Source organism: Novosphingobium sp. BF6 (assembly GCF_058273105.1).
The window spans coordinates 1124073-1147328 of record NZ_CM177775.1 but is presented as its reverse complement, the minus strand read 5'-3'; the positions used below and the strand labels follow the sequence as shown (position 1 = coordinate 1147328).

Here is a 23256-nt window from a genome sequence, read left to right as displayed (position 1 = left end):
CCGGCCCGATGGGTCGCACGGACAGAGCGCGAGACCGCCCGGTGGCGGAGGCAGCAGCGGCGCCAATCGTCCCGGTCAACCGGGCGGAGGAAGACCAACCCATCCGGGGGATGGCAGCCATCGGCCCCAGCCCGCGCCGCAGCCGGTTCCCCAGCCGCAACCCACGCGACCCGGCGGCAATCACGGCCAGCCGGGCCGCCCCGGCGCAGGCAATGACCACAGACCTCCGCAGGGCGGCTACCGCCCCGGTCAACCGGGGGCCAATCGTCCGGACCAGCCAGGTCATCAGCGCCCGCCTGTCGTCAACCGTCCGCATCGTCCCGGCGCAGGCCGACCGAACACATTCCGGCCGATGCGAGCTCCGGCGTATCGCTACCCTCGCGGCTACAGCTATCGCCGCTGGTCGATCAACATGATGCTGCCGGCGATCTTCCTGTCGTCGTCCTACCTGTTCCAGGATTACGGGATGATCGGCGTCGGCCCGCCGCCCGCAGGTTATTACTGGGTCCGTTACGGTCCCGATCTCCTGCTGGTGAACCGCCGCAGCCGCCGCGTCGTCGACGCGATCTACGGCGCGTTCTACTGAAAGGGCGAGGCGCTGCCTTAAAGCAGCGCCTCGATATCCTTTTCCAGCCGCTCCGGCTTGTCGGTCGGGGCATAACGGCGCACGACCTTGCCGTCGCGGCCGATCAGGAACTTGGTGAAGTTCCACTTGATCGACTTGCTGCCGAGCAGGCCGGGCGCCTCGCGCTTGAGCCAGGTCCAGAGCGGCGCGGCATCATTCCCGTTCACGTCGATCTTGCCCATGAGCGGAAACGAGAGGCCGAAATTCACCTCGCAGAACGAGGCGATCTCGTCGGCGGAACTGGGCTCCTGCGCGCCGAACTGGTTGCAGGGGAAAGCGATGACCTCGAAGCCGCGGTCACGATACCGGCGCCATAGCGCCTCCAGCCCGGCATATTGCGGCGTAAACCCGCACTTGCTGGCGGTATTGACGATCAGGAGGACTTTGCCGAGCCGCTCGGCGAGACTTACCGTCTCTCCGCCCGGCAATTGCGCTTCGAAATCCGCGATCGTGCGAGGGTCAGCCGGTGACGCCATGGGGGAAATCCGTCCTTCGATAAAGACGGCGTATATCCCCGATTTCCAATAGCCTGTCACCGTCCTTCTGGACGGAATAGTTGCCCTGGTCCGCTTCGGGCAAATGCATGACGTAGCGGATCAGGTTGGCCACCGTATCTCTGCGAATGGCCTTGAACACATTGAATACACCCCCACCGTCGGCCGTCTTGTGCAGTTCGGCACTGTCGTTCCAGCCGGGGCCTTCGCCCGCCGGATGGCCTTGGATGGTAGTGGGAAAGTCGCTCATAAAACGCTCCTTTCGCGCGTCTTGCCTCTATAGCCAAAACGCTTAGACCATCGACGATGTTCCCCCGATGAACGACAGGCGATGAACGTCAGGTCAGCAGTCCGTCGTGCAGTCTTACCACGCGGTCCATCGCCGCAGCCAGACGCTCGTTATGGGTAGCAACGAGCGCAGCGCTGCCCTGCCCGCGCACCAGTTCGAGGAACTGGGCGAAGACCTTGTCGGCGGTTTTCTCATCGAGATTGCCGGTCGGTTCGTCGGCCAGCACCAGCCGCGGCTTGTTGGCCAGAGCGCGGGCCACCGCCACGCGCTGTTGCTCGCCGCCGGAGAGCTTGCTCGGGCGATGGTCGAGCCGCTGGCCGAGGCCGAGCGCGCCGAGCAGCTCGGTCGCCCGCGCCTCGCATTCCTCGCGCGACTTGCCGGTGATGAGCTGCGGCAGGACCACGTTCTCGATCGCGTTGAAGTCGGGCAGGAGGTGGTGGAACTGATAGACGAAGCCGATATGGTCGCGCCGCACCGCCGCGCGGCGATCCTTGCCGAGCTTCGAGGCGTCGATCCCGGCGATCTCGATCCGACCGCCGAAGCCGCCTTCGAGAAGACCGATGGCCTGGAGCATCGTCGACTTGCCCGAACCCGAAGGCCCCAGCAGCGCAACGATCTCTCCGGGCTGGACATTGAGATCGACGCCGCGCAGCACGTCGATGCGGACACCGCCCTGCTCGAAACTGCGGGTCAGCTTGTCGAGGCGAACTACTGGATCATTCATAGCGCAGCACCTGCACGGGATCGGTGCTCGCCGCCTTGAAGGCGGGGTAGAGCGTGGCGAGGAAGCTGAAGATCAGGGCCATCACGCAGATCACCGCGATCTCCACCGGATCGGGCCGCGAGGGCAGCTCGGTCAAGAAGCGGATCGAAGGGTCCCAGAGGTTCTGGCCGGTCACGATCTCCACGAAATGGACGATGGGCTGGCGGAAATAGAGGAACACCATGCCCAGCAGCACGCCCGCCACGGTGCCGAGCGCGCCGATGCAGAAGCCGGTCGTCACGAAGACCTTGAGCAGCGAGCGCCGGGTCGCGCCCATCGTCCGCAGGATCGCGATGTCGCGGGTCTTGGCGCGCACCAGCATGATCAGCGAGGACAGGATGTTGAACACCGCCACCAGCACGATGATAGAGAGCACCACGAACATCGCCACGCGCTCGACCGCCAGAGCCTCGAACAGCGAGGCGTTGATGGTCTTCCAGTCGGTGACGATCGCCCGGCCCTTGAGCTGGCGTTCGAGTGGCGCGAGGATTTCGCCGACCTTGTCGGGATTATTGGTGGTCACTTCGATCATGCCGATGGTGTCGCCGGTCAGCATGAGCGTCTGCGCGTCCTTCAGCGGCATGACCACATAGGCCTTGTCGTAGTCGTAGATGCCGATCTCGAAGATGGCGGCGACGCGATAGGCGATCTGGCGCGGAACCGTGCCGAAAGGAGTCGAGCGACCGAGCGGGTTCATCACCGTGATCGTATCGCCCACTTGCGCGCCGAGGTTCTGAGCGAGCTGCGACCCGATTGCGACGTTGTCGCTGCCCGGCTTGAGTTCGCCGAGATTGCCCGCCTTCACCTTCTCGCGCAGGCGCGCGAGGTCGTCATCGGTATTGCCCCGGACAAGGACACCCTCGACGCGGCCGTTGAAGGTCGTCACCAGCGGCTGTTCTATCAGCGGCGAGGCATGGGTGACGCCCGGCGTCGCGCGAACATCCTTCAACACGTCCTGCCAGTCGTCGAGACGACCGCCATAGGCCTGGATGATGGCGTGGCCGTTGAGCCCGACGATCTTGTCGAACAGTTCGGCGCGGAAGCCGTTCATCACGCTCATCACGATCACCAGCGCGGCGACGCCCAGCATGACCGCGACCAGGCTGATGCCGGCGACGAGGGCGATGAAGCGCTCGCCCTTTCCGGGCAGCATGTAGCGCTTGGCGATGGTCCATTCGAAAGGGGATAGGATCAAGCGACGGGTCCGTCTGAGATCGGGCAGGTAAGCCCGGCATTAAGCACATGTCGGAAAGCTGGCAAGCTGATGGGGTAACACGCGTGTCGGCAGGATGAACAGGAGTGTCCGGAATGGACGCATACAGAAGCACCGCAAACGCTCGGCGCGCGATTCGGCTCCCTTCGCTTCGTCATCAGGCCGTCATCAAGGACGCTCAAAGCCTCCGCCGTCACGGACTCTCGGGCGTTTCGCTGCTGGGCCTTGCATTTGAAGCCAACACGCTCCAAATGCGCGGGCGATTTGGCGCGACGGCAGCCCGGACGACATCCATGAACATGACACATCCCTTTCGAGACGCCGACGGGGACAAGCTGCGCGAAGAGTGCGGCGTTTTCGGCGTAATCGGCTCCAAGGACGCGGCGAACATCGCTGCGGCCGGGCTTCATTCCCTTCAGCATCGCGGCCAGGAGGCCGTGGGCATCACCAGCTTCAGCGGCGAGGAGTTCCACTCCCATCGCGGCCTCGGCCATGTGGCGCAGGTGTTCTCCCAGCGTGAGCTGGACACCCTGCCGGGCACCATGGCCTCGGGCCACGTCCGCTATGCGACGACCGGCGGATCGGGTCTGCGCAATGTGCAGCCGCTCTTCGCCGATCTCGCTGCGGGCGGCTTCTCGATCGCCCATAACGGCAATATTTCCAACGCGATGACGCTGAAGCGCGATCTCGTGTCGAAGGGTTCGATCTTCCAGTCGACCTCCGACACCGAGGTGATCATCCACCTCGTCGCCACCAGCCGCTACCCCACGCTGCTCGACCGTTTCGTCGATGCGCTGCGCATGGTGGAAGGCGCCTATTCGCTGATCTGCATGACCGCGGAAGGCATGATCGCCTGCCGCGATCCGCTGGGCATCCGCCCGCTGGTCATGGGCCGCATCGGCGATGCCACCGTCTTCGCTTCGGAAACCGTGGCCTTCGACGTGATCGGCGCCGAGTTCATCCGCTCGATCGAGCCGGGCGAACTGGTCCAAGTCGATCACAAGGGCACGATCTCCAGCCACCGCCCCTTCGGCAATCCGGCCCCGCGCCCCTGCATCTTCGAGCACGTCTACTTCAGCCGACCCGATTCGGTGATGGACGGCCTTTCGGTCTACGGCGTGCGCAAGCAGATCGGCATGGAACTGGCCAAGGAAGCGCCGGCCCTCGCCGACGTCGTTATCCCGGTTCCGGACAGCGGCGTGCCTGCCGCCATCGGCTATGCCCAGCAGTCGGGCATTCCCTTCGAACTCGGCATCATCCGCTCGCACTATGTCGGCCGCACCTTCATCCAGCCGGGTGACGCGGCCCGCCACGCGGACGTGAAGCGCAAGCACAACGCCAACCGCGCCATCGTCGAAGGCAAGCGCATCATCCTGATCGACGATTCGATCGTGCGCGGCACCACCTCGATGAAGATCGTCGAGATGATGCGCGACGCTGGCGCCGCCGAAGTGCACATGCGCATCGCCAGCCCGCCGACCGAGCATTCGTGCTTCTACGGCGTCGACACGCCCGAGCGCTCGAAGCTGCTCGCCGCCAACATGGACATCGCCGCCATGGCGGACTTCATCAAGGCCGACAGCCTCGCCTTCGTCTCGATCGACGGTCTCTACCGCGCGGTCGGCGAGGACAAGCGCAACAAGAAGCGCCCGCAGTTCTGCGATGCCTGCTTCTCGGGCGAATACCCCACCAAGCTGACGGACTTCACCGACCGCTTCGCCGGGGAGCGTAACGCGGCGTGAGCGATAGTGCAGGCGGAAAGCCGTTCGAAGGTCAGGTCGCACTCGTAACCGGCTCCAGCCGGGGCATCGGTGCGGCCACCGCCGTCGCGCTCGCGGCAGCCGGGGCGCATGTCCTGCTGACGGGGCGTGACACCAAGGCGCTCGAGACGATCGAGGACCGGATCTACCAGTCGGGCGGCTCGGCGACGATCGCGCCGGTCGATCTGGTCGAGCCGGACGGCATCGCCCGCCTCGCCACCGCCGTCTCGCAGCGCTGGGGCAGGCTGGACATTCTCGTCGTCAACGCGGCGGTCCTGCCCGAACTGACGAGCGTGGCCGATATCGACCAGCGCGCCTTCAACAAGGCGCTCACCACCAACGTCCTCGCGACGCAGGCCTTGATCGCCAATTTCGACGGTCTCCTGCGCAAGAGCGACGATGCCCGGGTGATCGGCCTCAGCAGCAGCGTCGCGGAAAAGCCCCGCGCGTTCTGGGGCGCCTATGCCGCTACCAAGGCCGCCAGCGACACGTTGCTGGACTGCTATGCCGAGGAAACCCGCAACACCGCGAAAGTGCGCGTCGCCGTGGTCAATCCCGGCGCCACCCGCACCGCCATGCGCGCCCGCGCCTATCCGGGCGAGGCTCCTGCCTCGGTCAAGCCGCCCGAAGTCGTGGCCGAGCGTCTGGTCGCCCTGCTGGGCGAGCCGTTCGAAACCCGGCACCGCGAAACCGTTGGCTCCCCATTTTAACCCTGTGGTAACCCATTCCTGATTTCCTGCCATGGTCGGGGCATCTGTCGCCCCTTCCATGGAAGGCTTCAAAAATGGGGGTCTCGGGACGATGATGACGAAAGCCCCGCGGGACATCTACGAACTCGCCGCGCAGGAAGACCGCAGCGCGATTCGCCAGCGCATCTCGATTCCCGCCGGTTTCCGGGCTTCCGGAACCAAGGGATTCCAGACGGCGGTGCGCGATCTCTCGCTTTCCGGCTTCTCGGCTACGGCGATCAGCCGTATCCATCCGGGCACTTACTGCTGGCTGACCCTGCCCAGCATGGAAGCCCTGCCCGCCCGCGTAGTCTGGTGGGAAGACGGCCTTGTCGGCTGCGCCTTCGAGCAATTGCTGAACCCGATCATCCTTGACACTGTGCTGGAGCAATGGCGCCGCGAACTGCGCGACCGGAAAGCCTGAGCTTACGCCTTCACCAGCGTGACCTGGGCGACGTCGATTCCGCCGCCCATGAAGCCGCCCTCGCAGTACATCAGGTAGAAGCGCCATAGGCGCACGAAGCGCTCGTCGAATCCGGCGGGCAGCCGCCCTTCCTTGACCGCCGCGTCGAAATTGCGGCGCCATACGTGGAGCGTGCGGGCATAGTCCTGCCCGAATCCGTGCCGATCTTCCCACGAGAGGCCCCGTTCCTCGGCCAGACGGCGGAATTCCGGCTCGTGGATCAGCAGGCCGCCGGGGAAGATGAAAGTCTGGATGAAGTCCGCGCTCCGGGCATAGGCCTCGAAGATCTCGCTGCGCATGGCGATATACTGGATCGCCGCCCGGCCGCCGGACTTGAGATTGCGGGCCACGCAGTCGAGGAAGTCGGGCCAGAACCGGCGGCCGACCGCTTCCACCATCTCCACCGAGACGATGGCGTCATAGGGTGCGTCGTAGGCGCCGCCGACATCGCGGTAGTCCTGCTTGAGGAAATCGACGCGTCCTCCTGCGCCTTCCACCCGCCCGTTCCAGCGGTGGCGGGCATAGGCGAGCTGTTCGTCGGACAGGCTGATGGCATCGACCCGCGCGCCTTCGGTCTCGGCCAGAAACGCCGAGAGCGTACCCCAGCCACAACCGATCTCCAGCACACGTCCCGCTTCCGGCAGGGCGAGCCGATGCGCAATGGCGCCGATCTTGTTGGACTGGGCCACGTCGAGTTCGGTCACGAACTGGCTGAGCGCATTGGGGCCGCCGTCGGGGCGCGGGAAGATACCGCTGGAATAGAGCATCGTCTCGCCCAGCCACTGCTCGTAGAAATCGTTGCCGAGGTCGTAGTGGGCATGGATGTTTCGCAAGGAACCCGAGCGCGTATTGCGATGCAGCCAGTGCAGGAACCGCGCGATTGCCCGCCACGGGCCTTGCGCGCGGCCGACATTGCCGAGGCTCATGGCGTTTTCCATGAACAGGGCGAAGATCGGCACCGGGTCCGGGCTGTCCCACTCGCCCGCTTCCCAGGCCTGATACCAGCCGACCGAACCCGCCGTCGCCAGCCGGAGCAGTGCGCGCCAACTACGGATATGCACGGTGGCCGCAAAACCGGGCGCCCGTCCGCCGAGCAGCCGGGTCTCGCCATCGGGCAATATTGTCTCGATCGAGCCACGGTCGAGCCCCGCATCGATGCGACCCAGCACCCGCGACACGCCGCCGGACCAGAACTTCGCCAGCCACTGCGGGCCAACGCCAATGGAGCGGCCGCCTTCGACCAGCTCCTCTCCCCTGCCTGGCGCCTCTGCGTTCATGCCCCGAATATTATCCGTAAATCGTCCCCGGGCAATCGCTTAGGCGGGCAGCTCATTTGACTTTGGTCTTAGCCCAGGCGGCCAGTGCCCGCTCCCTTCCGGCGCGGTGTTCGACCAGCCGGGCGGGGTAGCCACGCGGCCGGTGCCCCGGCGAGGGATCGTGTATCTCCGCGTCGCTCACATCGGCGAGTTCCGGCACCCATTCGCGGATATAGGCAGCAGCGTCGAACTTCTCCGACTGGGTGAGCGGCGCCATGATCCGTACGAACATCTGCGCGTCCACGCCCGATCCCGCCGACCACTGCCAGTTCACCGCATTGGAGCCGTAGTCGGCATCGACCAGGGTATCCCAGAACCACTGCTCGCCCTCGCGCCAGTCGATCAGCAGGTGCTTGATGAGGAAACTGGCGGCGATCATCCGCACGCGATTGTGCATCCAGCCGGTGTGCCAGAGCTGGCGCATCCCGGCATCGACGATGGGATATCCGGTGCGCCCCCGCTGCCACGCCTTCAGGTCCGACTCGGCCTGCTGCCCGGAGCGCCAGTGCAGGTGTGCGAAGTCCTCCTTGGCGGAACGCGCGCCGTACTCCGGCAATTGCAAGATCACGTTTTGCGCATAGTCTCGCCAGCCCAGTTCGCCGAGGAAAGTCTCCACCGAACCGCCCGCGTCGGCGACGGCATGCCAGACCTGCGAAGGAGAGATCTCGCCGAAGTGCAGATGCGGCGAGAGAAACGAAGTGCCCTCGACCGACGGCAGGTTGCGCTGCGCTTCATAGGCCGAGGCTTCGTCGACGAAGGCGTGGAGGCGCTTCTTTGCGCCTTCCTCGCCCGGCTCCCACATGTCGCGCATGCCGCCCGCCCAGTCGGGCTTGGTGGGGAGCAGGTTCCAGCCGGCCAGATCGTCCGAGGTGGGCCAGCTGGCAGGCGCCTCGAACCGGTGCGGACGCGGGTGTGGTTCGACAGGCGGGAGCCGCTCGTGCAGCGCCCGCCAGAACGGCGTGTAGATCTTGTAAGGCCGTCCGGATCCATTCAGAACCGATCCCGGCGGCGCGAGGTAATTGCCGTGATGGAGGTGCAGGTCGAGCACTTTGCCGACCGCCTTCTCGGCATTGCGCCACCACGGCTCATAGTGATGCAAGGCATGGACCGAGCGCGCACCCACTTCCTCTGCCACGGCCTTCAGCACGTCCTCGCTGCGCCCCTTCCGCAGGATCAGGCGCGAGCCCTTCTCCCGCAGCGCCGCATCGAGGCATTGCAGCGAATGGTGCAGCCACCAGCGCGAAGCCCCGCCCATCCGGCGATGTTTGGGGGTCTCGTCGTCGAGCACATAAACCGGCACGACAGGGCCTTGGCGGGCGGCTTCGACGATGGCAGGCTGGTCCGACAGGCGCAAGTCGCGCCGCAGCCAGACGATGACAGGGGAATTCATGCTGCCGGAACGCTTTTCACTCATGCTCGTTCCCTAAGCTAATGCCTGCCTTTCCCGAAAGCCCCCGCAAGCCGCGTCATCGCATCGATCCGCGCAAGGCCCTGATCGCCGCGCTCGCCTGCTGGACCGGCTTCGCGGCTTTCGCCTGGGCCATGCCTGCGGGCAGGACCGCCCAGTTCGACCGGCTGGGCCTGCTGTTCTGGCGCGCCCACGACTTGCGTCCCCTCGGCCCACCCTGGCTGCTCGAATGGGTCCGCGACCTCACCGCCATGGGCGGGTTCCTGCAACTCAAGCTCTATACGATCTTCGCGGTAGTCGCGCTGTTCTGGCTGCGCTGCCGCCGCGAGGGCGTGCTGCTGGCGCTGACGGTGCTGAGCGCCAGCCTCGTCAACGTCGCCTTCAAGGCCATGTTCGGCCGCCCCCGCCCGGAGATCGTGCCGCACCTCACCGAGGCCGGAGGGGCCAGCTTTCCCAGCGGCCACAGCTTCAACGCCGCCTCGTCCTACATCGCCTTCGCGCTCGCCTTCGCCGCGCTCAGCCCGCGCGCCTCGGTGCGGCATACGCTGGTCGCGGCGGCCATGCTGCTGAGCCTCGCCATCGCCTGGAGCCGCGTCTGGCTGGGCGTCCACTGGCCGAGCGATGTCATGGCCGGGTGGCTGGGCGGCGCCGGATGGGCCTTCCTCGCCAGCGCCCTGCTCTACCGCCCCGCCGCAACCGTGGTCCACGCCGCCGACGAACTCACCGCTCCGGAAAAGGTCAACTGACCGTCCAGGTCTGGCCCCGCGCCAGCAGCTTGCCGAGATCGGCGCTCTTGCCCGCGATCAGCCCTTCCCGCTCGGCGATAACGGCGCTTTCGAAAGTCGGCGCCGGATCGTCATGGATCACCCCCAGCGCCATCGGGAACGGACCGAAGGGCATCTCCACCAGCATATGCGCCAGCGCGCGATTGCGGACATTGTGCACCAGCACCCCCGCCGCCTGCCAGTCTCCCTCGACGACATCCACCACCTTCAGCGAGAGCGTCTCGATATCGAGTGCGAGTCCCCTGGTGCCCTTGGCGAAGAGCAGCGGCTCGCCGTCGCGGCACTGGACCTGCCGATCTGCCGCCACGGCCTTGTCGGTAAAGTCGTCGAAGCGGTCCTTGTTGTAGACGATACAGTTCTGGAAGATTTCGATGAAGGCCGCCCCCTTGTGGAGGTAGGCGGCTTTCAGCACCTCCGGCAGGTCCTTGGACACGTCGTAGCCGCGCGCCACGAACCGCGCGCCAGAACCCAATGCGAAAGCGCAGGGGCTGGCGGGGCGGTCGACCGATCCGGCGGGAGAGGTCGGTGAAGGCGTGCCGGTGCGGCTGGTCGGAGAGTACTGCCCCTTTGTCAGGCCGTAGATCTCGTTGTTGAACAGCATGATCTGGCAATCGAGATTGCGCCGCAGCACATGCATCGTGTGGTTGCCGCCGATCGACATGCCGTCGCCGTCGCCCGTCACCAGCCAGACGTCGAGTTGCGGATTGGCCAGCTTGATGCCGGTCGCCACTGCGGGTGCGCGGCCGTGGATCGAGTGGAAGCCATAGCTTTCGACATAGTAGGGAAACCGGCTCGAACAGCCGATGCCGGAGACGAAGACGGTGTTCTTCGGGTCCGCCCCCAGCATCGGCAGGGTGCGCTGCACCGCCTTCAGGATCGCGTAGTCGCCGCAGCCGGGGCACCAGCGCACTTCCTGGTCGGTTTCCCAGTCCTTGAGCGTGGTCTCGATCGGGGTCATGTCGTTCATGATGCGCTCTCCCGCCTCAGGGCTGCTCGATTTCGGGCGCGGGAAGCTGGGTCTCGTTGACCGCCACCTCGCCGCCTTCGTTGCCGGGGATCCGGTCGAAGAACCGGCCGATCGCCTCCTCCAGTTCGGCGATCGCGAAAGGCTGGCCGCTGGTCTTGTTCAGCGGCACCGCATCGATCAGGAAGCGGTCGCGCAGCACGGTCTTGAACTGCCCGGTGTTCATCTCCGGCACGAGTACATGGTCGAAACCGGCCAGCACTTCGCCGAGATTGCCCGGCAGCGGCCAGACATGGCGAACATGGACATGGCTCACCGCGAGCCCCCGCCGCCGGGCACGGCGCACGGCCTGATGGATCGGCCCGTAAGTCGAACCCCAGCCGACCACGACCAGCGTGCCCCGCGCCTCGCCAAGGCAGACTTCCTGCGGCGGAATGGTCATGGCGATTCCGTCGATCCGGGCCTTGCGGGCGTCGGTCTGGAGCTGATGGACGTCGGGCGCATAGTCGATATTGCCACTGTCCACCGCCTTCTCGATCCCGCCGATCCGGTGCATCAGACCGGGCGTGCCGGGCCGGATCCAGGGCCGCACCCCGCGCGCGTCGCGCTTGTAGGGCAGCACGCGGTCCCCGCCGTTCTTCTCCTCCAGAAACGGGACGGGAAACGGCTCGAAAGTCTCCGGATCGGGGACCTTCCACGGCTCCGAGGCATTGCCGATATAGCCGTCGGTCAGCAGGATCACCGGCGTCATGTACTGCGTGGCGAGGCGGCAGGCCTCGATCGCGCATTCGAAGGCATCGGCAGGGGAACGCGCGGCGATCACCGGCAGCGGGGCATCACCGTTGCGGCCGTAGACCGCCTGATAGAGGTCCGATTGCTCGGTCTTGGTCGGCAGGCCGGTCGAAGGCCCCCCGCGCTGCGAATTGACGATCACCAGCGGCAGTTCGGTCATCACCGCCAGCCCCATGCCCTCGCCCTTGAGCGCGATGCCGGGGCCGGAGGAGGACGTGACGCCCAGCTGCCCGGCATAGCTCGCCCCGATAGCCGAGCAGATCGCGGCGATCTCGTCCTCGGCCTGGAAGGTGGTGACGCCGAATTCCTTCATCTTCACCAGATGGTGGAGGATCGCCGAAGCCGGAGTGATCGGATAGCCGCCGAAGAACATCGGCAGCCCGGCCAACCGGCACCCGGCAACCAGTCCCAGCGCAATCGCCTCGGCGCCCGTCACCGTCCGGTACAACCCCGGCTCGCTGGGAACCGGATCGATGTGCTGCTTGCGCAGCGGACCGGACAGTTCCGCCGTATCGCCATAGGCATGTCCCGCATTGAGCGCGGCGATATTGGCCTCGGCCAGCACCGGGTTCTTTGCGAACTTGGCCTTCAACCAATCGACCAGCGGCTGCCGGTCGCGGTCGAACATCCAGAGCGCCAAACCCAGCGTCCACATGTTCTTGCAGCGCAGCGCCTCCTTGTTGCCGAGGCCGAACGGCTTCACCGCCTCCAGCGTCAGCGCGGAAATATCGAAGGCGAGCACGTCCCACTTGGCGAGGCTGCCGTCTTCCAGAGGGTTCTCCGCGTACTTCGCCTTTTCGAGATTGCGCTTCCCGAACTCGCCGGTGTCGACGATGACCATGCCGCCGGGCTTCAGCGCATGGATATTGGTCTTCAGCGCCGCCGGGTTCATCGCCACGAGCACGTCCGGCGCGTCGCCTGCCGTGGTGATCTCGCTGGATCCGAAGTTGATCTGGAAGGCCGAGACCCCGAACAGAGTGCCCTGCGGCGCACGGATCTCGGCGGGAAAGTCCGGGAACGTTGCCAGATCATTCCCGGCGAGCGCGGTGGAGAGCGTGAACTGCCCCCCGGTAAGCTGCATGCCGTCGCCCGAGTCGCCCGCGAACCGCACGACGACAGCTTCCACGGCCCGTTCGTCGGGACTCGATACGTCATGTTCCGATGAGATTGTCGCCATCATCGTCCTCTCCAGGGAAAGCCGGTCTTGCGCCGACGAAGCTTGTTTCCCTTCGCGCAGACTAGGCCCGCTATCTGCCGCTGCAAAATGGAAAAACGCATGACGCGGCAAACCGCGCCTCACTTCCAACCCGGGGCTGTCTTCGGTTAGCAAACGGGGAACCATAAATGGCGCTGGCATTGCGTCCGGGCTTGGGTCATTCTACCGGCATGCGCTCCGGTCATCGTCTCAGATCGTCCGAACACACGCTTTTCCCAACGAACATGGAATCCCGTTCACCGATGAAAGACTTCGCGTCCCTCCCCTACCGCCCCTGCGTCGGCGTCATGCTCGTCAATTCCGACGGCAAGGTCTTCGTCGGCAAGCGGATCGACACCAAGGAAGGCGACTGGTGGCAGATGCCCCAGGGCGGCGTCGACGACGGCGAAGACCTGAAGGCTGCGGCGCTGCGCGAACTCTGGGAAGAGACCGGCGCCACCGAATCGCATGTCACGATCCTCTCCCACACGAAGGAAGAGCTGCTCTACGACCTGCCGGAAGAACTGATCGGCAAGCTCTGGAAAGGCAAGTATCGTGGTCAGCGCCAGACCTGGTATCTCGCCCGCTTCGAAGGCAAGGATGGCGACATCGATCTGGAAGCCCACAAGCCTGCCGAATTCTGCGAGTGGAAGTGGGTCGATCCGGAACTGCTGCCGGAGCTGATCGTGCCGTTCAAGAAGCGCGTCTACCGCACCGTGCTGGAAGAATTCCGCGCATTGATCTGATCCTTCGACAGGCTCAGGATGAGCGGGTCAGGGGAAAACACCCACTCCCGCTCAGCTGAGCTTGTCGAAGCCCAGCCACAAACCTCAGTTTTCGGAAACCACCGGCTTGGGCGCCGAGGCCTCGGCGGTCATGACGCGGGTCGCCGGAACCTTGGCGATGGCAGCAGCCAGCTCCTCGGTTTCCGCGCAGTCCTTGCCGCAGAGCGTCTGGAGCCGCGCGAGATTACGGCTGGCCTTGTCCTTCGCACCCTTTTCCGCCAGCGCCATGCCTTCACCGGCCAGCGCCGCCACATTGCGCGGATCGCTGACCAGCGCCACGCGATAATAGCGCAGCGCCTTGCCCTGAAGGCCCTGCTGCCGCGTCGCATCCGCCAGCGCCAACAGCACGGTGACATTGCCCGGCTCTACCGTCAGCGCAGCCTCGAAAGCATCGATCGCGCCATTGACGTTCCCCGCGCCGATCGCGGCATGTCCTTCGGTCATCAGCGTCGCCGCGCGCGGATCGAGTGCAGCGGTCGGCGCGGAAAGGATAGCGCTGGAGGAAACGGCGACCACAAGGGAAAGAGCAATCGCGACAGGCGTGTAACGCATCAAAATGTCCTTGGCCGAGGGCTTCGTCCTCATCATGACACGAACGCTATCACAGCCGTTCGAAGCGCGCGACGAAAAAGCCGTCGGTCCCGTCCTGCCACGGCGAGAGCCTCAGACCGGGGCCGCGCAGGGTTCCGGCGGGCACCAGCGGCGTGACCGCCTGCCAGCCACGGTTCCGCTTCAGGAAGCCTTCCGCCTGGTTCGCGCCTTCCTCATCGAGCAGCGAACAGGTTACGAAGACCAGCCGTCCGCCCGTTTTCACCAGACCGGCGGCGATATCGAGCAAGCGCGCCTGCACCGTCACATAACGAACGAGCTGCGCCTCGGTGAGCCGCCAGCGTGCCTCGGGATTGCGGCGCCAGGTGCCCGTTCCCGAACAGGGTGCATCGACCAGCACGGCATCGGCGGCACCGGCAAAGCGCTGGAGCGCCTGCACTTCCTTGTTCGGATCGAGCAGGACGGTCTCGATGCCCGTCGCCCCGGCCCGTTCGGCACGAGGGGCGAGTCGGGACAGGCGCGTGCGGTCCACGTCGCAGGCGACCAGCGTGCCGCTGTTCTCCATCGCCGCGGCCAGCGCGAGCGTCTTGCCCCCGGCCCCGGCGCAAAGATCGATCAGCGTCTCACCGGGCTTGGCGGCAACGGCCTCGCAGGTCAGCTGCGAGCCGGTGTCCTGCACCTCGACGGCGCCGTGAACATAGGCATCGGACTGCTCGATGCTGGTTTCCGGCGGATAGCGCCAGCCATGCGCGGCCAGCGAACGCTCGCCGCCTTCGGGCAGTTCGATGCGCCCGCCGCGCAAGGTGTTGACGCGAATGTCGAGCGGCGCGCGGTCGAGCAGCGCCATGGCATCGGCTTCGGCGACATCGCTCCTGGCAAAGCGCTCGACCAGCCAGCGCGGCGCAAGGCCCGCTTCGGCGACCGGCTCGCCCGGAACGATCTTGGCGGGCGCATGGCCGTTACCGTCGAACAGCGCCGCCAGTTCCGGATCTTCGACGGCGACGCGCAGCATGGCCGCGCGGCCCGTCTCGGGCACTTCACCGCAGGCCCGGATCGCCCGGTACGTGAGTTCGCGGATCGCGCGACGGTCCTTGCTGCCCGCGAAGCGGCGGGTGCGGAACCAGTCTCCGATCAGCCGGTCGGCAGGTGCGCCATTGGCGCGCGCCCCCGCGATCACGAGGTCGAGAACCTCGATCGCTGCCTGAACGCGCGCACCCGGCGTCATTGCCCTGCCCTCGACGCTGCGGAAATCAGCGCGTCGGGTAGTTCGGTGCTTCGCGGGTGATGGTCACGTCATGGACGTGGCTCTCGCGCAGACCGGCATTGGTGATGCGCACGAACTGGGCGTTCTTGCGCAGATCCTCGATGGTGGCCGAGCCGGTATAGCCCATGGCCGCCTTCACGCCGCCCACCAGCTGGTGGATGACGTCCTTGGCCGGGCCCTTGTAGGCGACCTGGCCTTCGATGCCTTCGGGAACCAGCTTCATCTGGTCCTTGATGTCGCCCTGGAAGTAGCGGTCGGCCGAACCACGGCCCATCGCGCCCACCGAACCCATGCCGCGATACGACTTGTAGGCGCGGCCCTGATAGAGGAACGTCTCGCCCGGCGCTTCCTCGGTGCCCGCGAGCATCGAGCCGACCATGATGGTCGAGGCACCGGCGGCCAGCGCCTTGGCGGCGTCACCCGAAGTGCGCAGACCGCCGTCGGCGATCACCGGCACGCCTGCCTTGTCGGCCTCTTCGGCGGCATCCATGATCGCGGTCAGCTGCGGCACGCCGACACCGGCGACGATGCGCGTGGTGCAGATCGAGCCGGGCCCGATGCCCACCTTCACGCAGTCCGCACCGGCGTCGATCAGCGCACGCGCCGCTTCGGCGGTGGCGATGTTGCCGGCAATGACCTGCGCCGAGTTCGACAGCTTCTTCACGCGCTCGACCGCAAGCGCCACGTCCTTGTTATGGCCGTGGGCAGTGTCGATGACGACGACGTCGCACTCGGCGGCGAGCAGCGCCTCGGTGCGGGCGAAGCCCTTGTCGCCCACGGTGGTTGCGGCGGCGACGCGCAGGCGACCGGCGGCATCCTTGGTGGCGTCGGGGTAGGTGACGGCCTTCTCGATGTCCTTGACGGTGATGAGGCCGACGCAGCGGAAGTCGTTGTCGACCACCAGCAGCTTCTCGATGCGGCGAGCGTGCAACAGGCGGCGCGCCTCGTCCTGGTCCACACCGACCTTGACGGTGGCGAGGTTCTCATGCGTCATCAACTCGCGCACCGGCTGTGCCGGGTTCGCGGCGAAGCGCACGTCGCGGTTGGTGAGGATGCCGACCAGCTTGCCCGAATTCTCCACGACCGGAATGCCGCTGATCTTGTTCGCCAGCATGATCGCCTGCGCTTCCCCAAGCGTGGCGTCGGGCGAGATCGTGATCGGGTTGACGACCATGCCGCTCTCGAAGCGCTTCACGGCGCGGACCGCCGCGCACTGTTCCTCGATCGTGAGGTTGCGGTGCAGCACGCCGATGCCGCCGAGCTGGGCCATGACGATCGCCATGTCCGCTTCGGTCACGGTGTCCATCGCCGAGGAAATCACCGGGATGTTGAGCGAGATGCCGCGCGTCAGGCGGCTGCGGGTATCGGCCTGGGTGGGGACGATGTCGGACTTCGCGGGACGAAGCAGTACGTCGTCGAAAGTAAGTCCGAGCTGGATATCCATGAGCGCCACCATAACCTTTACCGGGGAGAATCGTGGCGGCCCATGTAATCAAACGGGGGCGTCAGGGCTAGAGCCTTTTCGTACCGGGCCGAAACGGCGCCGAGAGGCCCCTTACTTCGTCTTCCTGCCCGTCGCCGGTGCCGCAGGCTGGACCGGATTGCTCGGCACTCGCCGCAAGTCCCCGAACCAGCGACCGAGCGCGGTAAGCATCTTCACGTCGTCCACCGCGCCGCCCAGTTCGAGCGGATGGGCCATGTGCGCCAGATCGTCGCTCGGGCGGTGATAGTCGCCGTCGAAGAAGGCGCGCATACGGTCGATGTCGCCATAGGCGGTCGTCACCATGACGGCGGGAATATCGTGCTGAATCAGCGCCCAGCCGTCCTGCCGCCGCAGATATTCGTTGGCGTCGTCGTTCGCCCGCAGCTTGAAGCGCTCGGCCTTGGCGACTTTGGCGATCTCCCCGTCGAGCGCGGTCATGCCGCGTCCGACGATGGCGAAGGGCGTGCCCCTGGGGGCGATCGCGATGGAATCGATATTGAAGGCAGCGACGATCTGCCCCGGCGGCAGCGGCGGATTTTCCGCGAAGGCATGGGCGCCCAGCAGGCCGAGTTCCTCGCCCGTGGTCGCCAGGAAATAGACGTCGCGGTCGAGCTGCGGCCCGCGCGCGAGACGCCGCGCCACTTCGGTCAGCGCCGCGACGCCGCTGGCATTGTCGATCGCGCCATTGCAGATGACGTCCTCGGCGGGCGCCTCGCCGCATTCGCCGAAGTGGTCCCAATGGGCCAGGAACAGCACCGCACCCGATTCCGAACGACGCCCCGGCAGCTTGCCGATCAGGTTGTGGGTGCGGATCGTCGTCTCGCGCGTGGTCGCTTCGAGCGAAGCCGTCACGTCGAGCACCAGCGGCACGAAATCGGGCTTGGCCGCCGCGGTTTCGAGACTGTCGAGCGAGCGCGAGGTGCCCTTGAGCAGCGCCGCCATCGCATCGCGGGTGATGAAGGCTTCGAGATCGCCGCCCAGGGTATCGTCCGAAAGCGCATAGCCGGTGCGCTTGCGCCGCGCCGCGACCTGATCGAGGCTGCGATCCCCGTCAAGCACCGTCAGCACCGCCGAGGCGCCCAGCGCAAGAAGATCGTTCTGACGCTCCCCGTCGGGCTTATCGCCGTCGAGCACGACTGCGACCCGGCCCGCCAGTTCGGTGCGGGTATAGTCGCGCCCCCGGCCCTTGCCGAGGAACAGCATGGGCACGTTGCGCACGAGGCTGCGCTTGCCCGAAGTCAGTACCAGAACGCCTGCGGGCGAGACCGTCGAGCGCGCGCCCTTGCGCAGGAACCGCGCCGCCGAGGAATCGGGCTCGCGCGCGACGAGCGTAACCGGGGCGAACCATTCGTGGCCGGGGTCGTTGGTGCCGGAAACCAGTCCGATGTCGAACCACTGCTTGCCGAGGTAGCGCAGGGTCTTCGCCTCGCCGGCGGTGCCCGGCTCCCGCCCGTCGAAATCGTCGCTGGCCAGCACTTCGATATGCGCACGCAGGCGCGAGGCCAGTTCCTGGTCGGCGCGGGAGATCGCCGAGAACAAAGGATGGCCGCTGACGAGCAGCGCGCCGAGCGTCACCGCGCCGACCGCGCGTGCCAGTCCTACCGTGAATCCCCTGTGCATCGTGCCTCAGCCTATACGACGGATTTCGCTGGGCTGTTACAATTTCTCGCTAAATTGCGAACGGGCGGTCGCATTTGTGGCTGTGAGGCAACGGACCAGCCGGAAGCGGCCGGAACAAGACCCCGCCAAATTCGATTGAACTAGCCTCCGGGCTACGGCTAGTCTCGCCGTGCCAGCCTCCGGCAGCCTTTGAAAGGGATCAGACGCGATGCGGCTCGACGATTTCAATCCCGACAACATCCGCGTCAGCCAGGGCGGCGGGCGCAGTTTCCCCGGCGGCTCGGGCGGCAAGCTGGGCTGCGGGTCGCTGGTGATCGTGCTGATCGGCGCGCTCGTCTTCGGGGTCGATCCGGGACAGATGCTGGGCACGCTGGAGAACGTCCAGCAACAGCAGGCGCCTGCACCGGCCCAGCGTCCCGGCCAGCCGAAGGATACCGCCTCGATCTGTCGGCAGAACGCCTATGCGCTGGAATCCTGCAACGCCGTGTCCTCGCTCAACACGACCTGGCAGCCGCTGTTCCAGAAGGCGAACATCGCTTTCGAGCAGCCGAACCTGCATTTCTACAACGGCTCCGACCAGTCCGGCTGCGGCGCCGCGCAAAGTGCGATGGGACCGTTCTACTGCCCCGCCGACCAGGGCATCTATATCGACACCAGCTTCTACGACGAACTGGACCGCAAGCTCGGTGCCAAGGGCGATTTCGCGCGCTATTACGTCGTCGCGCACGAGTACGGCCATCATATCCAGCACCTGCTCGGGCTGGACGGTCAGGTCCGCCGCGCCCAGCGGCAGAACCCGCAGCAGGCCAATGCACTGCAGGTCAGCATGGAGCTTCAGGCGGACTGCTATGCCGGGGTCTGGGCCGGGCGCAACAAGGACCGCATCGAACCCGGCGACATGGAGGAAGGCCTCACCGCCGCCAGCGCCATCGGCGATGACACCCTGATGAAAAACGCCGGGCAGCGCGTCAGCCCGGAGAGCTTCACCCACGGCTCCAGCGCCCAGCGCATGGCATGGCTGCGGCGCGGTGTCGAAACAGGGAACGAGGACGCCTGCGACACGTTCAACCAGCAGTAACTCGTTCAGAGGCGGCGCTTCCCTCCTTCCCCGTGGGTGCGACTGCGCCGCCCACGGGGGCAATCAGGAGGAAACGATGCGCCATTTCTTGATTCTTGCGGCCATGGCCGGAACGCTGGCCGCCACATCGGCCGAGGCGCGGCAGGACAAGCCGATCACTGACAACGAACCCGATGCGATGGATGTGGCCAAGACGCCGGTGACCGACCTCAATCTCGACAAGACCGAGATTCCGCCGGTCCTGATCGCCGCCACCAAGAAGCCCTACGATCTCACGTCCTTGCGCTCATGCCGCCAACTGAGCGCGGCGGTGCAGGAGCTGGACGGCATTCTCGGCGACGATCTCGACCTGCCGCAGGAAGCGCGCGACCGGGTCAGCACCGGCAAGGTCGCGAAGTGGGTGGTCGGCTCGTTCATTCCCTTCCGCGGCCTGATCCGCGAGATTTCCGGCGCCAATGCACAGGAACGCGCAGTTCTGGCGGCGATCCAGGCCGGCGTCGCCCGGCGCGGTTTCCTCAAGGGCGTCGGTGCCCAGCGCGGCTGCGCCTATCCCGCCTCCCCCGCGACACCGGCGATCATCCAGGCCAAGGCGCTCCAGCAGCACGAAGAAGATGCGAAGAACGGCAAGAAGAGCGACGCCAAGGCCGAACAGAAATCATCGAAGGGCGAGCGCAGTACCGGGCAGGACGGCGTCGCCTATACCTCGCAGCCCGTCGTTCAGAAGGTTCCCTGACAGGTCGATGGCCGGACTGCCTCTATCGGCAAGTCCGGCCATCGTCCGTTCGTTTCGCCCTAGTTCGCCTCGCCCTGCATTTCCGCACGGGCATCCGCCAGTTCCTTGTCGAGTTCCGCAAGTATCTGGTTCCGGATCATGGCATCCAGCCCGTGATTGGCCGCAATCGTAGCCTTGGCCGAGGAAATCGCCCGAGCCGCAGCGTTCAGTGCTTCGCGGGGGACACCGGTACAGACGTAAGTCGTCGAAGCGGAACGATTACCGTGGTTCCCGCCTGAACGATCCGCCGGGCAAGTGCTGTCGATCGTGATCGTCTGCTGAATCTTCGTCCCGCCCTCGCCGTCCTTGCGGGTGATACGGATTGTCTGAACCTTGCCGTTCGAGGAAGTCGACTGTTCCACTTGCGGCATGTTGCGCCCCACTTCGGCCATGGCGCGCGCAGCTGCGCGATCCGCAACGGCACGGGCGTGCGACAGGTCAACGGGCGGCATGGGAGGAGCCGGGGGTGCAGGCGGCACGTCCACCTCACTCACGCGCGCGGGTGGCGGAGGCGGTGTCGGCGCCCAAGGCGCTTCGGGAGCGACGACCGCATGGGCCGGTTGCGGTGCTACGGGTGGCTCCGGCGCGTCTTGCCAGCGCGAAAGCGACGGGGCTGCCGGGGCCGCCGGAGCGACGGGAGCAGCGGCTGCCTGCGGGGCCGCCGGGGCTTCGGGCACGTCCGGCTCCTCGATGGCCGCATAAGTGACCGTTGCCGTGCAGGGCACCGCAACGACGGCGAAAGCGAACAGGCTGCGCGCCATCACCCGCCTTGCGGGCGAGACTTCGAGTGTCGCGAGCGCCTTGAGGCGCTGGATGATCGGCTTCTCGCCCGCCAGCGCACCGGCAATCGGAGCCGCGAGAGTCAGGCGGCTGCCTGCGGCGAAGGAGGCGATCACGCGGCCGTAGCGGGCACGCGTCTCGCGGGTGCAGCCGGTCATGACGCGCGCATCGCAGGCGGCCTCCTGATCGGCGCGCAAGGCGCGCCAGGCAGCCCAGCCGATCGGATTGAACCAGTGGAGCGCGAACAGCGGCTGGAGAACGATCAGCGCGAGCAAGTCGTTGCCCGCGTGATGCTCCAGTTCGTGGGCGATCGCGAAGTCCGAGCTTTCCGAGTCCACCGTCGCGAGAAAGCCCTGCGGCAGGGCGACCACCCGGTCGCGGACGCCGAACGCCAACGGCGAAGCGGCGGCCGATGTCTCGACGATGCGGATATCGCCCGAATGGGCCACGAGCCGGGCGTCGGCCATCAGCTCCGCGCGCATCAGCCGGTAATTGCGCAGGCGTTGGAAGAGAAAGATCGCCGCTCCGACCAGCCAGACGGTGATCAGCACAGAAAACCACGGAATTTGCGCAAGCAGGCCCGGTTCTACCGGAACCGCAGCCTGTACCGGGACCGTGACGGAAGGCGACGCTGTGACCACGGTATCCACGACCGACGGCGAAGCGGCGGGCGGCAGCACCGCTTGCGCGGTCGCGGTGATCGGCTCCACGGCAATCTGCGGACGGGCGAACAGCCCTTTCGGCAGGGCCAGCGGCGGCAGCACCAGACGCAGGACCGGCAAGGCCCATAGCGCATAAGCCGCGGCCGGACCAAACCAGCGCGACACCGGGCGGCGAACCAGCAGGACCAGCGCCATCAGCACGCCGGTCATCACGAGCGTATCGGTAAGCCATTCGATCATGACTTCAGCTCCTTCAGGAGGGCTTCGATCTCGGCGATGTCATCTTCCGTCAGCGCGTCGGATTCCGCAAGATGCGCGAAGAGCGGCGCGGCCCGGCCGCCGAACAGGCGATCGACGAGGCGGCGGCTTTCGCTGCCGACATAGGCCTCGCGGGCGACCCGAGGAGAGTAGAGGAAGCGCTTGCCGTCCGGCTCAGTGGCGAGCGCCTGCTTGGTCACGAGGCGCGAGAGCAAGGTCTTGACGGTGGCAAGGCTCCAGCCGCGCGGTTCGCAGACCTGTTCGCAGACTTCGGCGGCGGTCAGCGGGCTGCGCTGCCAGAGCACCTCCATCACCGCATGTTCGGCATCCGAGATACGCTCGGGCTGGTCGCCGGATTGGAGTTGGGCAGACTCGGACACCATGACCTCCATCGTTTACATGCGTAATCGACTACGCTTGTAAACATGAATGCCCGATGAATAAATTACCGAATGAGCTTACGCAGCGTATTGGCCAGAAGGATCAGGAATACGCCGCGCACCACCAGGCTGATCATGATGATGACGGCCAGGAAAGCCAGTCCCGTCGCCGGATTTGAAAACAACAGGATCAGGCCGAGCACGACGTCGAGAACGCCGAGAAACAGCCGCCAGCCCCGGTCATGGCGCGCCTTGAGAGCGAAGGCGATCTGGAAGCCACCCGAGACGGTCAGCCAGGCCCCGATCGCCCAGACCAGCGAGAGCGCTCCTGCGACCGGATTAAGGATCGCGAAGATCCCGGCGACGAGCGCAAGCAGGCCCAGCAGCACTTCCACCCAGCGCGCCCGCTGCGACAGGGATGTCCATCCGGCAGCGATGGCGGCAATGCCGTAGATCACCAGCACGACGCCGATCAGCAGCCCGGTCGCGACACCAGCCACCAGCGGATTGGCGATCACCACCAGCGCGATCAGCAGGAGCAGAATGCCGTAAGCCAGAACCCAGCCCCAGGCCTTGCCGGAAGCCTGCGCCAGCGATTGCACCAGCGGGTCGTTCTCGATGCGGGGTTCGAGTAGCGGGTCCATATCCGTGGGATTCATGCGCCTGCCTCCTGCGCGGCCAGATGTCCGTGCTGAAAAATGCACGAAATGCCATCAGGTTGCGAAGGAAATTGCATCCAAAAGCGGGGGCCATCGCCCCTGCCCCCCGTTACTGTCAGGGTCACGCCCTGCACTATCCGCCCCGCGCTCATGGCTGCGTCGGAAAACATA

Annotated in this window: 23 protein-coding genes; 8 read left to right on the top strand and 15 right to left on the bottom strand. The window is 66.1% G+C overall.

What is annotated here, in order from left to right; genetic code table 11:
- Positions 1-352 precede the first annotated feature (352 nt).
- Entirely contained in the window at positions 353-586 is a 234-nt protein-coding gene (locus AC4D6D_RS05665) for an RcnB family protein (RefSeq protein ID WP_491326839.1), read from the top strand.
- Between the two features lie 17 nt (positions 587-603).
- On the opposite strand, the gene AC4D6D_RS05660 is transcribed toward AC4D6D_RS05665, so the two are convergent.
- The 4 genes from AC4D6D_RS05660 to AC4D6D_RS05645 all read right to left on the bottom strand — a co-directional run bounded on the left by AC4D6D_RS05660 (position 604) and on the right by AC4D6D_RS05645 (position 3366).
- Positions 604-1101, bottom strand: coding sequence for a glutathione peroxidase (locus AC4D6D_RS05660; protein WP_491326838.1), 498 nt, complete (start codon positions 1099-1101; stop codon positions 604-606).
- Positions 1085-1369, bottom strand: coding sequence for a hypothetical protein (locus AC4D6D_RS05655; RefSeq protein ID WP_147219193.1), 285 nt, complete (start codon positions 1367-1369; stop codon positions 1085-1087). The genes AC4D6D_RS05660 and AC4D6D_RS05655 overlap by 17 nt, the downstream gene beginning before the upstream one ends.
- A gap of 88 nt (positions 1370-1457) precedes the next feature.
- Positions 1458-2132 carry an ABC transporter ATP-binding protein gene (locus tag AC4D6D_RS05650; protein WP_491326837.1) on the bottom strand — a complete coding sequence of 225 codons (675 nt, stop codon included), beginning with the start codon at positions 2130-2132 and terminating at the stop codon, positions 1458-1460.
- Entirely contained in the window at positions 2125-3366 is a 1242-nt protein-coding gene (locus AC4D6D_RS05645) for a lipoprotein-releasing ABC transporter permease subunit (RefSeq protein ID WP_147219189.1), read from the bottom strand. Before AC4D6D_RS05645 ends, AC4D6D_RS05650 begins: the two co-directional genes overlap by 8 nt.
- A gap of 311 nt (positions 3367-3677) precedes the next feature.
- Here AC4D6D_RS05645 and purF point away from each other — a divergent pair, with 311 nt between their 5' ends.
- Genes purF through AC4D6D_RS05630 form a run of 3 tightly spaced genes read left to right on the top strand, consistent with a single transcriptional unit; the run spans position 3678 to position 6296 of the window.
- The gene (gene purF / locus AC4D6D_RS05640; RefSeq protein ID WP_491326836.1) at positions 3678-5126 is read left to right on the top strand and encodes an amidophosphoribosyltransferase; all 1449 of its coding nucleotides are present in this window, start codon (positions 3678-3680) and stop codon (positions 5124-5126) included.
- Positions 5123-5854, top strand: coding sequence for an SDR family NAD(P)-dependent oxidoreductase (locus AC4D6D_RS05635; protein WP_491326835.1), 732 nt, complete (start codon positions 5123-5125; stop codon positions 5852-5854). Before purF ends, AC4D6D_RS05635 begins: the two co-directional genes overlap by 4 nt.
- Positions 5855-5912: 58 nt before the next feature.
- A complete protein-coding gene (locus AC4D6D_RS05630) occupies positions 5913-6296 on the top strand; it encodes a PilZ domain-containing protein (protein ID WP_491326834.1) in 384 nt (127 codons plus the stop codon).
- A gap of 2 nt (positions 6297-6298) precedes the next feature.
- Here AC4D6D_RS05630 and AC4D6D_RS05625 read toward each other — a convergent pair whose 3' ends face one another.
- Complete coding sequence (locus AC4D6D_RS05625) at positions 6299-7612, bottom strand: class I SAM-dependent methyltransferase (RefSeq protein ID WP_491326833.1); 1314 nt, start codon at positions 7610-7612, stop codon at positions 6299-6301.
- Positions 7613-7664: 52 nt separating this feature from the next.
- Entirely contained in the window at positions 7665-9041 is a 1377-nt protein-coding gene (locus AC4D6D_RS05620; protein WP_491327209.1) for a cryptochrome/photolyase family protein, read from the bottom strand.
- A 41-nt stretch (positions 9042-9082) separates the two neighbouring features.
- Here AC4D6D_RS05620 and AC4D6D_RS05615 point away from each other — a divergent pair, with 41 nt between their 5' ends.
- Complete coding sequence (locus AC4D6D_RS05615; protein ID WP_491326832.1) at positions 9083-9805, top strand: phosphatase PAP2 family protein; 723 nt, start codon at positions 9083-9085, stop codon at positions 9803-9805.
- On the opposite strand, the gene AC4D6D_RS05610 is transcribed toward AC4D6D_RS05615, so the two are convergent.
- Together AC4D6D_RS05610 and AC4D6D_RS05605 are read right to left on the bottom strand one after the other, a co-directional pair.
- Positions 9798-10811: a 2-oxoacid:ferredoxin oxidoreductase subunit beta gene (locus AC4D6D_RS05610; protein ID WP_491326831.1), complete on the bottom strand. Its 1014-nt coding sequence runs from the start codon at positions 10809-10811 to the stop codon at positions 9798-9800. The two genes, AC4D6D_RS05615 and AC4D6D_RS05610, sit on opposite strands and share 8 nt — an antisense overlap.
- Positions 10812-10827: 16 nt before the next feature.
- Positions 10828-12780 (bottom strand): 2-oxoacid:acceptor oxidoreductase subunit alpha, encoded by a 1953-nt coding sequence (locus tag AC4D6D_RS05605; RefSeq protein WP_491326830.1) that lies wholly within the window; start codon positions 12778-12780, stop codon positions 10828-10830.
- A 278-nt stretch (positions 12781-13058) separates the two neighbouring features.
- Between AC4D6D_RS05605 and AC4D6D_RS05600 the strand changes: the two genes are divergently transcribed.
- Positions 13059-13541, top strand: coding sequence for an RNA pyrophosphohydrolase (locus AC4D6D_RS05600; RefSeq protein ID WP_147219173.1), 483 nt, complete (start codon positions 13059-13061; stop codon positions 13539-13541).
- Positions 13542-13625: 84 nt separating this feature from the next.
- On the opposite strand, the gene AC4D6D_RS05595 is transcribed toward AC4D6D_RS05600, so the two are convergent.
- The 4 genes from AC4D6D_RS05595 to AC4D6D_RS05580 form a co-directional block, all read right to left on the bottom strand.
- Complete coding sequence (locus AC4D6D_RS05595; protein ID WP_491326829.1) at positions 13626-14132, bottom strand: tetratricopeptide repeat protein; 507 nt, start codon at positions 14130-14132, stop codon at positions 13626-13628.
- Between the two features lie 49 nt (positions 14133-14181).
- A complete protein-coding gene (locus tag AC4D6D_RS05590; protein ID WP_491326828.1) occupies positions 14182-15354 on the bottom strand; it encodes an RsmB/NOP family class I SAM-dependent RNA methyltransferase in 1173 nt (390 codons plus the stop codon).
- A gap of 25 nt (positions 15355-15379) precedes the next feature.
- Positions 15380-16837 carry an IMP dehydrogenase gene (gene guaB / locus AC4D6D_RS05585; RefSeq protein ID WP_491326827.1) on the bottom strand — a complete coding sequence of 486 codons (1458 nt, stop codon included), beginning with the start codon at positions 16835-16837 and terminating at the stop codon, positions 15380-15382.
- A gap of 111 nt (positions 16838-16948) precedes the next feature.
- Complete coding sequence (locus tag AC4D6D_RS05580; RefSeq protein WP_491326826.1) at positions 16949-18496, bottom strand: M28 family peptidase; 1548 nt, start codon at positions 18494-18496, stop codon at positions 16949-16951.
- Between the two features lie 208 nt (positions 18497-18704).
- Between AC4D6D_RS05580 and ypfJ the strand changes: the two genes are divergently transcribed.
- Together ypfJ and AC4D6D_RS05570 are read left to right on the top strand one after the other, a co-directional pair.
- On the top strand, positions 18705-19574 hold the full coding sequence (ypfJ, locus tag AC4D6D_RS05575; protein WP_491326825.1) for a KPN_02809 family neutral zinc metallopeptidase: 870 nt from the start codon (positions 18705-18707) through the stop codon (positions 19572-19574).
- 76 nt (positions 19575-19650) lie between these two features.
- A complete protein-coding gene (locus tag AC4D6D_RS05570; RefSeq protein WP_491326824.1) occupies positions 19651-20307 on the top strand; it encodes a hypothetical protein in 657 nt (218 codons plus the stop codon).
- 59 nt (positions 20308-20366) lie between these two features.
- On the opposite strand, the gene AC4D6D_RS05565 is transcribed toward AC4D6D_RS05570, so the two are convergent.
- From AC4D6D_RS05565 to AC4D6D_RS05555, 3 genes are read right to left on the bottom strand one after another with little or no spacing between them, the layout of a single operon-like run.
- Entirely contained in the window at positions 20367-22028 is a 1662-nt protein-coding gene (locus AC4D6D_RS05565) for a M56 family metallopeptidase (RefSeq protein ID WP_491326823.1), read from the bottom strand.
- The gene (locus AC4D6D_RS05560; RefSeq protein ID WP_491326822.1) at positions 22025-22438 is read right to left on the bottom strand and encodes a BlaI/MecI/CopY family transcriptional regulator; all 414 of its coding nucleotides are present in this window, start codon (positions 22436-22438) and stop codon (positions 22025-22027) included. Before AC4D6D_RS05560 ends, AC4D6D_RS05565 begins: the two co-directional genes overlap by 4 nt.
- A 53-nt stretch (positions 22439-22491) precedes the next feature.
- Positions 22492-23085, bottom strand: coding sequence for an HdeD family acid-resistance protein (locus AC4D6D_RS05555; RefSeq protein ID WP_491326821.1), 594 nt, complete (start codon positions 23083-23085; stop codon positions 22492-22494).
- Positions 23086-23256 lie beyond the last annotated feature (171 nt).

What these genes read in the sequence shown, in the direction of transcription:
- AC4D6D_RS05665 (WP_491326839.1), top strand. Translation starts at nt 353, where the DNA reads ATGCGAGCTCCGGCGTATCGCTACCCTCGCGGCTACAGCTATCGCCGC.
- AC4D6D_RS05660 (WP_491326838.1), bottom strand. Translation starts at nt 1,101, where the DNA reads ATGGCGTCACCGGCTGACCCTCGCACGATCGCGGATTTCGAAGCGCAA.
- AC4D6D_RS05655 (WP_147219193.1), bottom strand. Translation starts at nt 1,369, where the DNA reads ATGAGCGACTTTCCCACTACCATCCAAGGCCATCCGGCGGGCGAAGGC.
- AC4D6D_RS05650 (WP_491326837.1), bottom strand. Translation starts at nt 2,132, where the DNA reads ATGAATGATCCAGTAGTTCGCCTCGACAAGCTGACCCGCAGTTTCGAG.
- purF (WP_491326836.1), top strand. Translation starts at nt 3,678, where the DNA reads ATGAACATGACACATCCCTTTCGAGACGCCGACGGGGACAAGCTGCGC.
- AC4D6D_RS05630 (WP_491326834.1), top strand. Translation starts at nt 5,913, where the DNA reads ATGGAAGGCTTCAAAAATGGGGGTCTCGGGACGATGATGACGAAAGCC.
- AC4D6D_RS05625 (WP_491326833.1), bottom strand. Translation starts at nt 7,612, where the DNA reads ATGAACGCAGAGGCGCCAGGCAGGGGAGAGGAGCTGGTCGAAGGCGGC.
- AC4D6D_RS05620 (WP_491327209.1), bottom strand. Translation starts at nt 9,041, where the DNA reads ATGAATTCCCCTGTCATCGTCTGGCTGCGGCGCGACTTGCGCCTGTCG.
- AC4D6D_RS05615 (WP_491326832.1), top strand. Translation starts at nt 9,083, where the DNA reads ATGCCTGCCTTTCCCGAAAGCCCCCGCAAGCCGCGTCATCGCATCGAT.
- AC4D6D_RS05610 (WP_491326831.1), bottom strand. Translation starts at nt 10,811, where the DNA reads ATGAACGACATGACCCCGATCGAGACCACGCTCAAGGACTGGGAAACC.
- AC4D6D_RS05605 (WP_491326830.1), bottom strand. Translation starts at nt 12,780, where the DNA reads ATGATGGCGACAATCTCATCGGAACATGACGTATCGAGTCCCGACGAA.
- AC4D6D_RS05600 (WP_147219173.1), top strand. Translation starts at nt 13,059, where the DNA reads ATGAAAGACTTCGCGTCCCTCCCCTACCGCCCCTGCGTCGGCGTCATG.
- AC4D6D_RS05595 (WP_491326829.1), bottom strand. Translation starts at nt 14,132, where the DNA reads ATGCGTTACACGCCTGTCGCGATTGCTCTTTCCCTTGTGGTCGCCGTT.
- AC4D6D_RS05590 (WP_491326828.1), bottom strand. Translation starts at nt 15,354, where the DNA reads ATGACGCCGGGTGCGCGCGTTCAGGCAGCGATCGAGGTTCTCGACCTC.
- guaB (WP_491326827.1), bottom strand. Translation starts at nt 16,837, where the DNA reads ATGGATATCCAGCTCGGACTTACTTTCGACGACGTACTGCTTCGTCCC.
- AC4D6D_RS05580 (WP_491326826.1), bottom strand. Translation starts at nt 18,496, where the DNA reads ATGCACAGGGGATTCACGGTAGGACTGGCACGCGCGGTCGGCGCGGTG.
- ypfJ (WP_491326825.1), top strand. Translation starts at nt 18,705, where the DNA reads ATGCGGCTCGACGATTTCAATCCCGACAACATCCGCGTCAGCCAGGGC.
- AC4D6D_RS05570 (WP_491326824.1), top strand. Translation starts at nt 19,651, where the DNA reads ATGCGCCATTTCTTGATTCTTGCGGCCATGGCCGGAACGCTGGCCGCC.
- AC4D6D_RS05565 (WP_491326823.1), bottom strand. Translation starts at nt 22,028, where the DNA reads ATGATCGAATGGCTTACCGATACGCTCGTGATGACCGGCGTGCTGATG.
- AC4D6D_RS05560 (WP_491326822.1), bottom strand. Translation starts at nt 22,438, where the DNA reads ATGGAGGTCATGGTGTCCGAGTCTGCCCAACTCCAATCCGGCGACCAG.
- AC4D6D_RS05555 (WP_491326821.1), bottom strand. Translation starts at nt 23,085, where the DNA reads ATGAATCCCACGGATATGGACCCGCTACTCGAACCCCGCATCGAGAAC.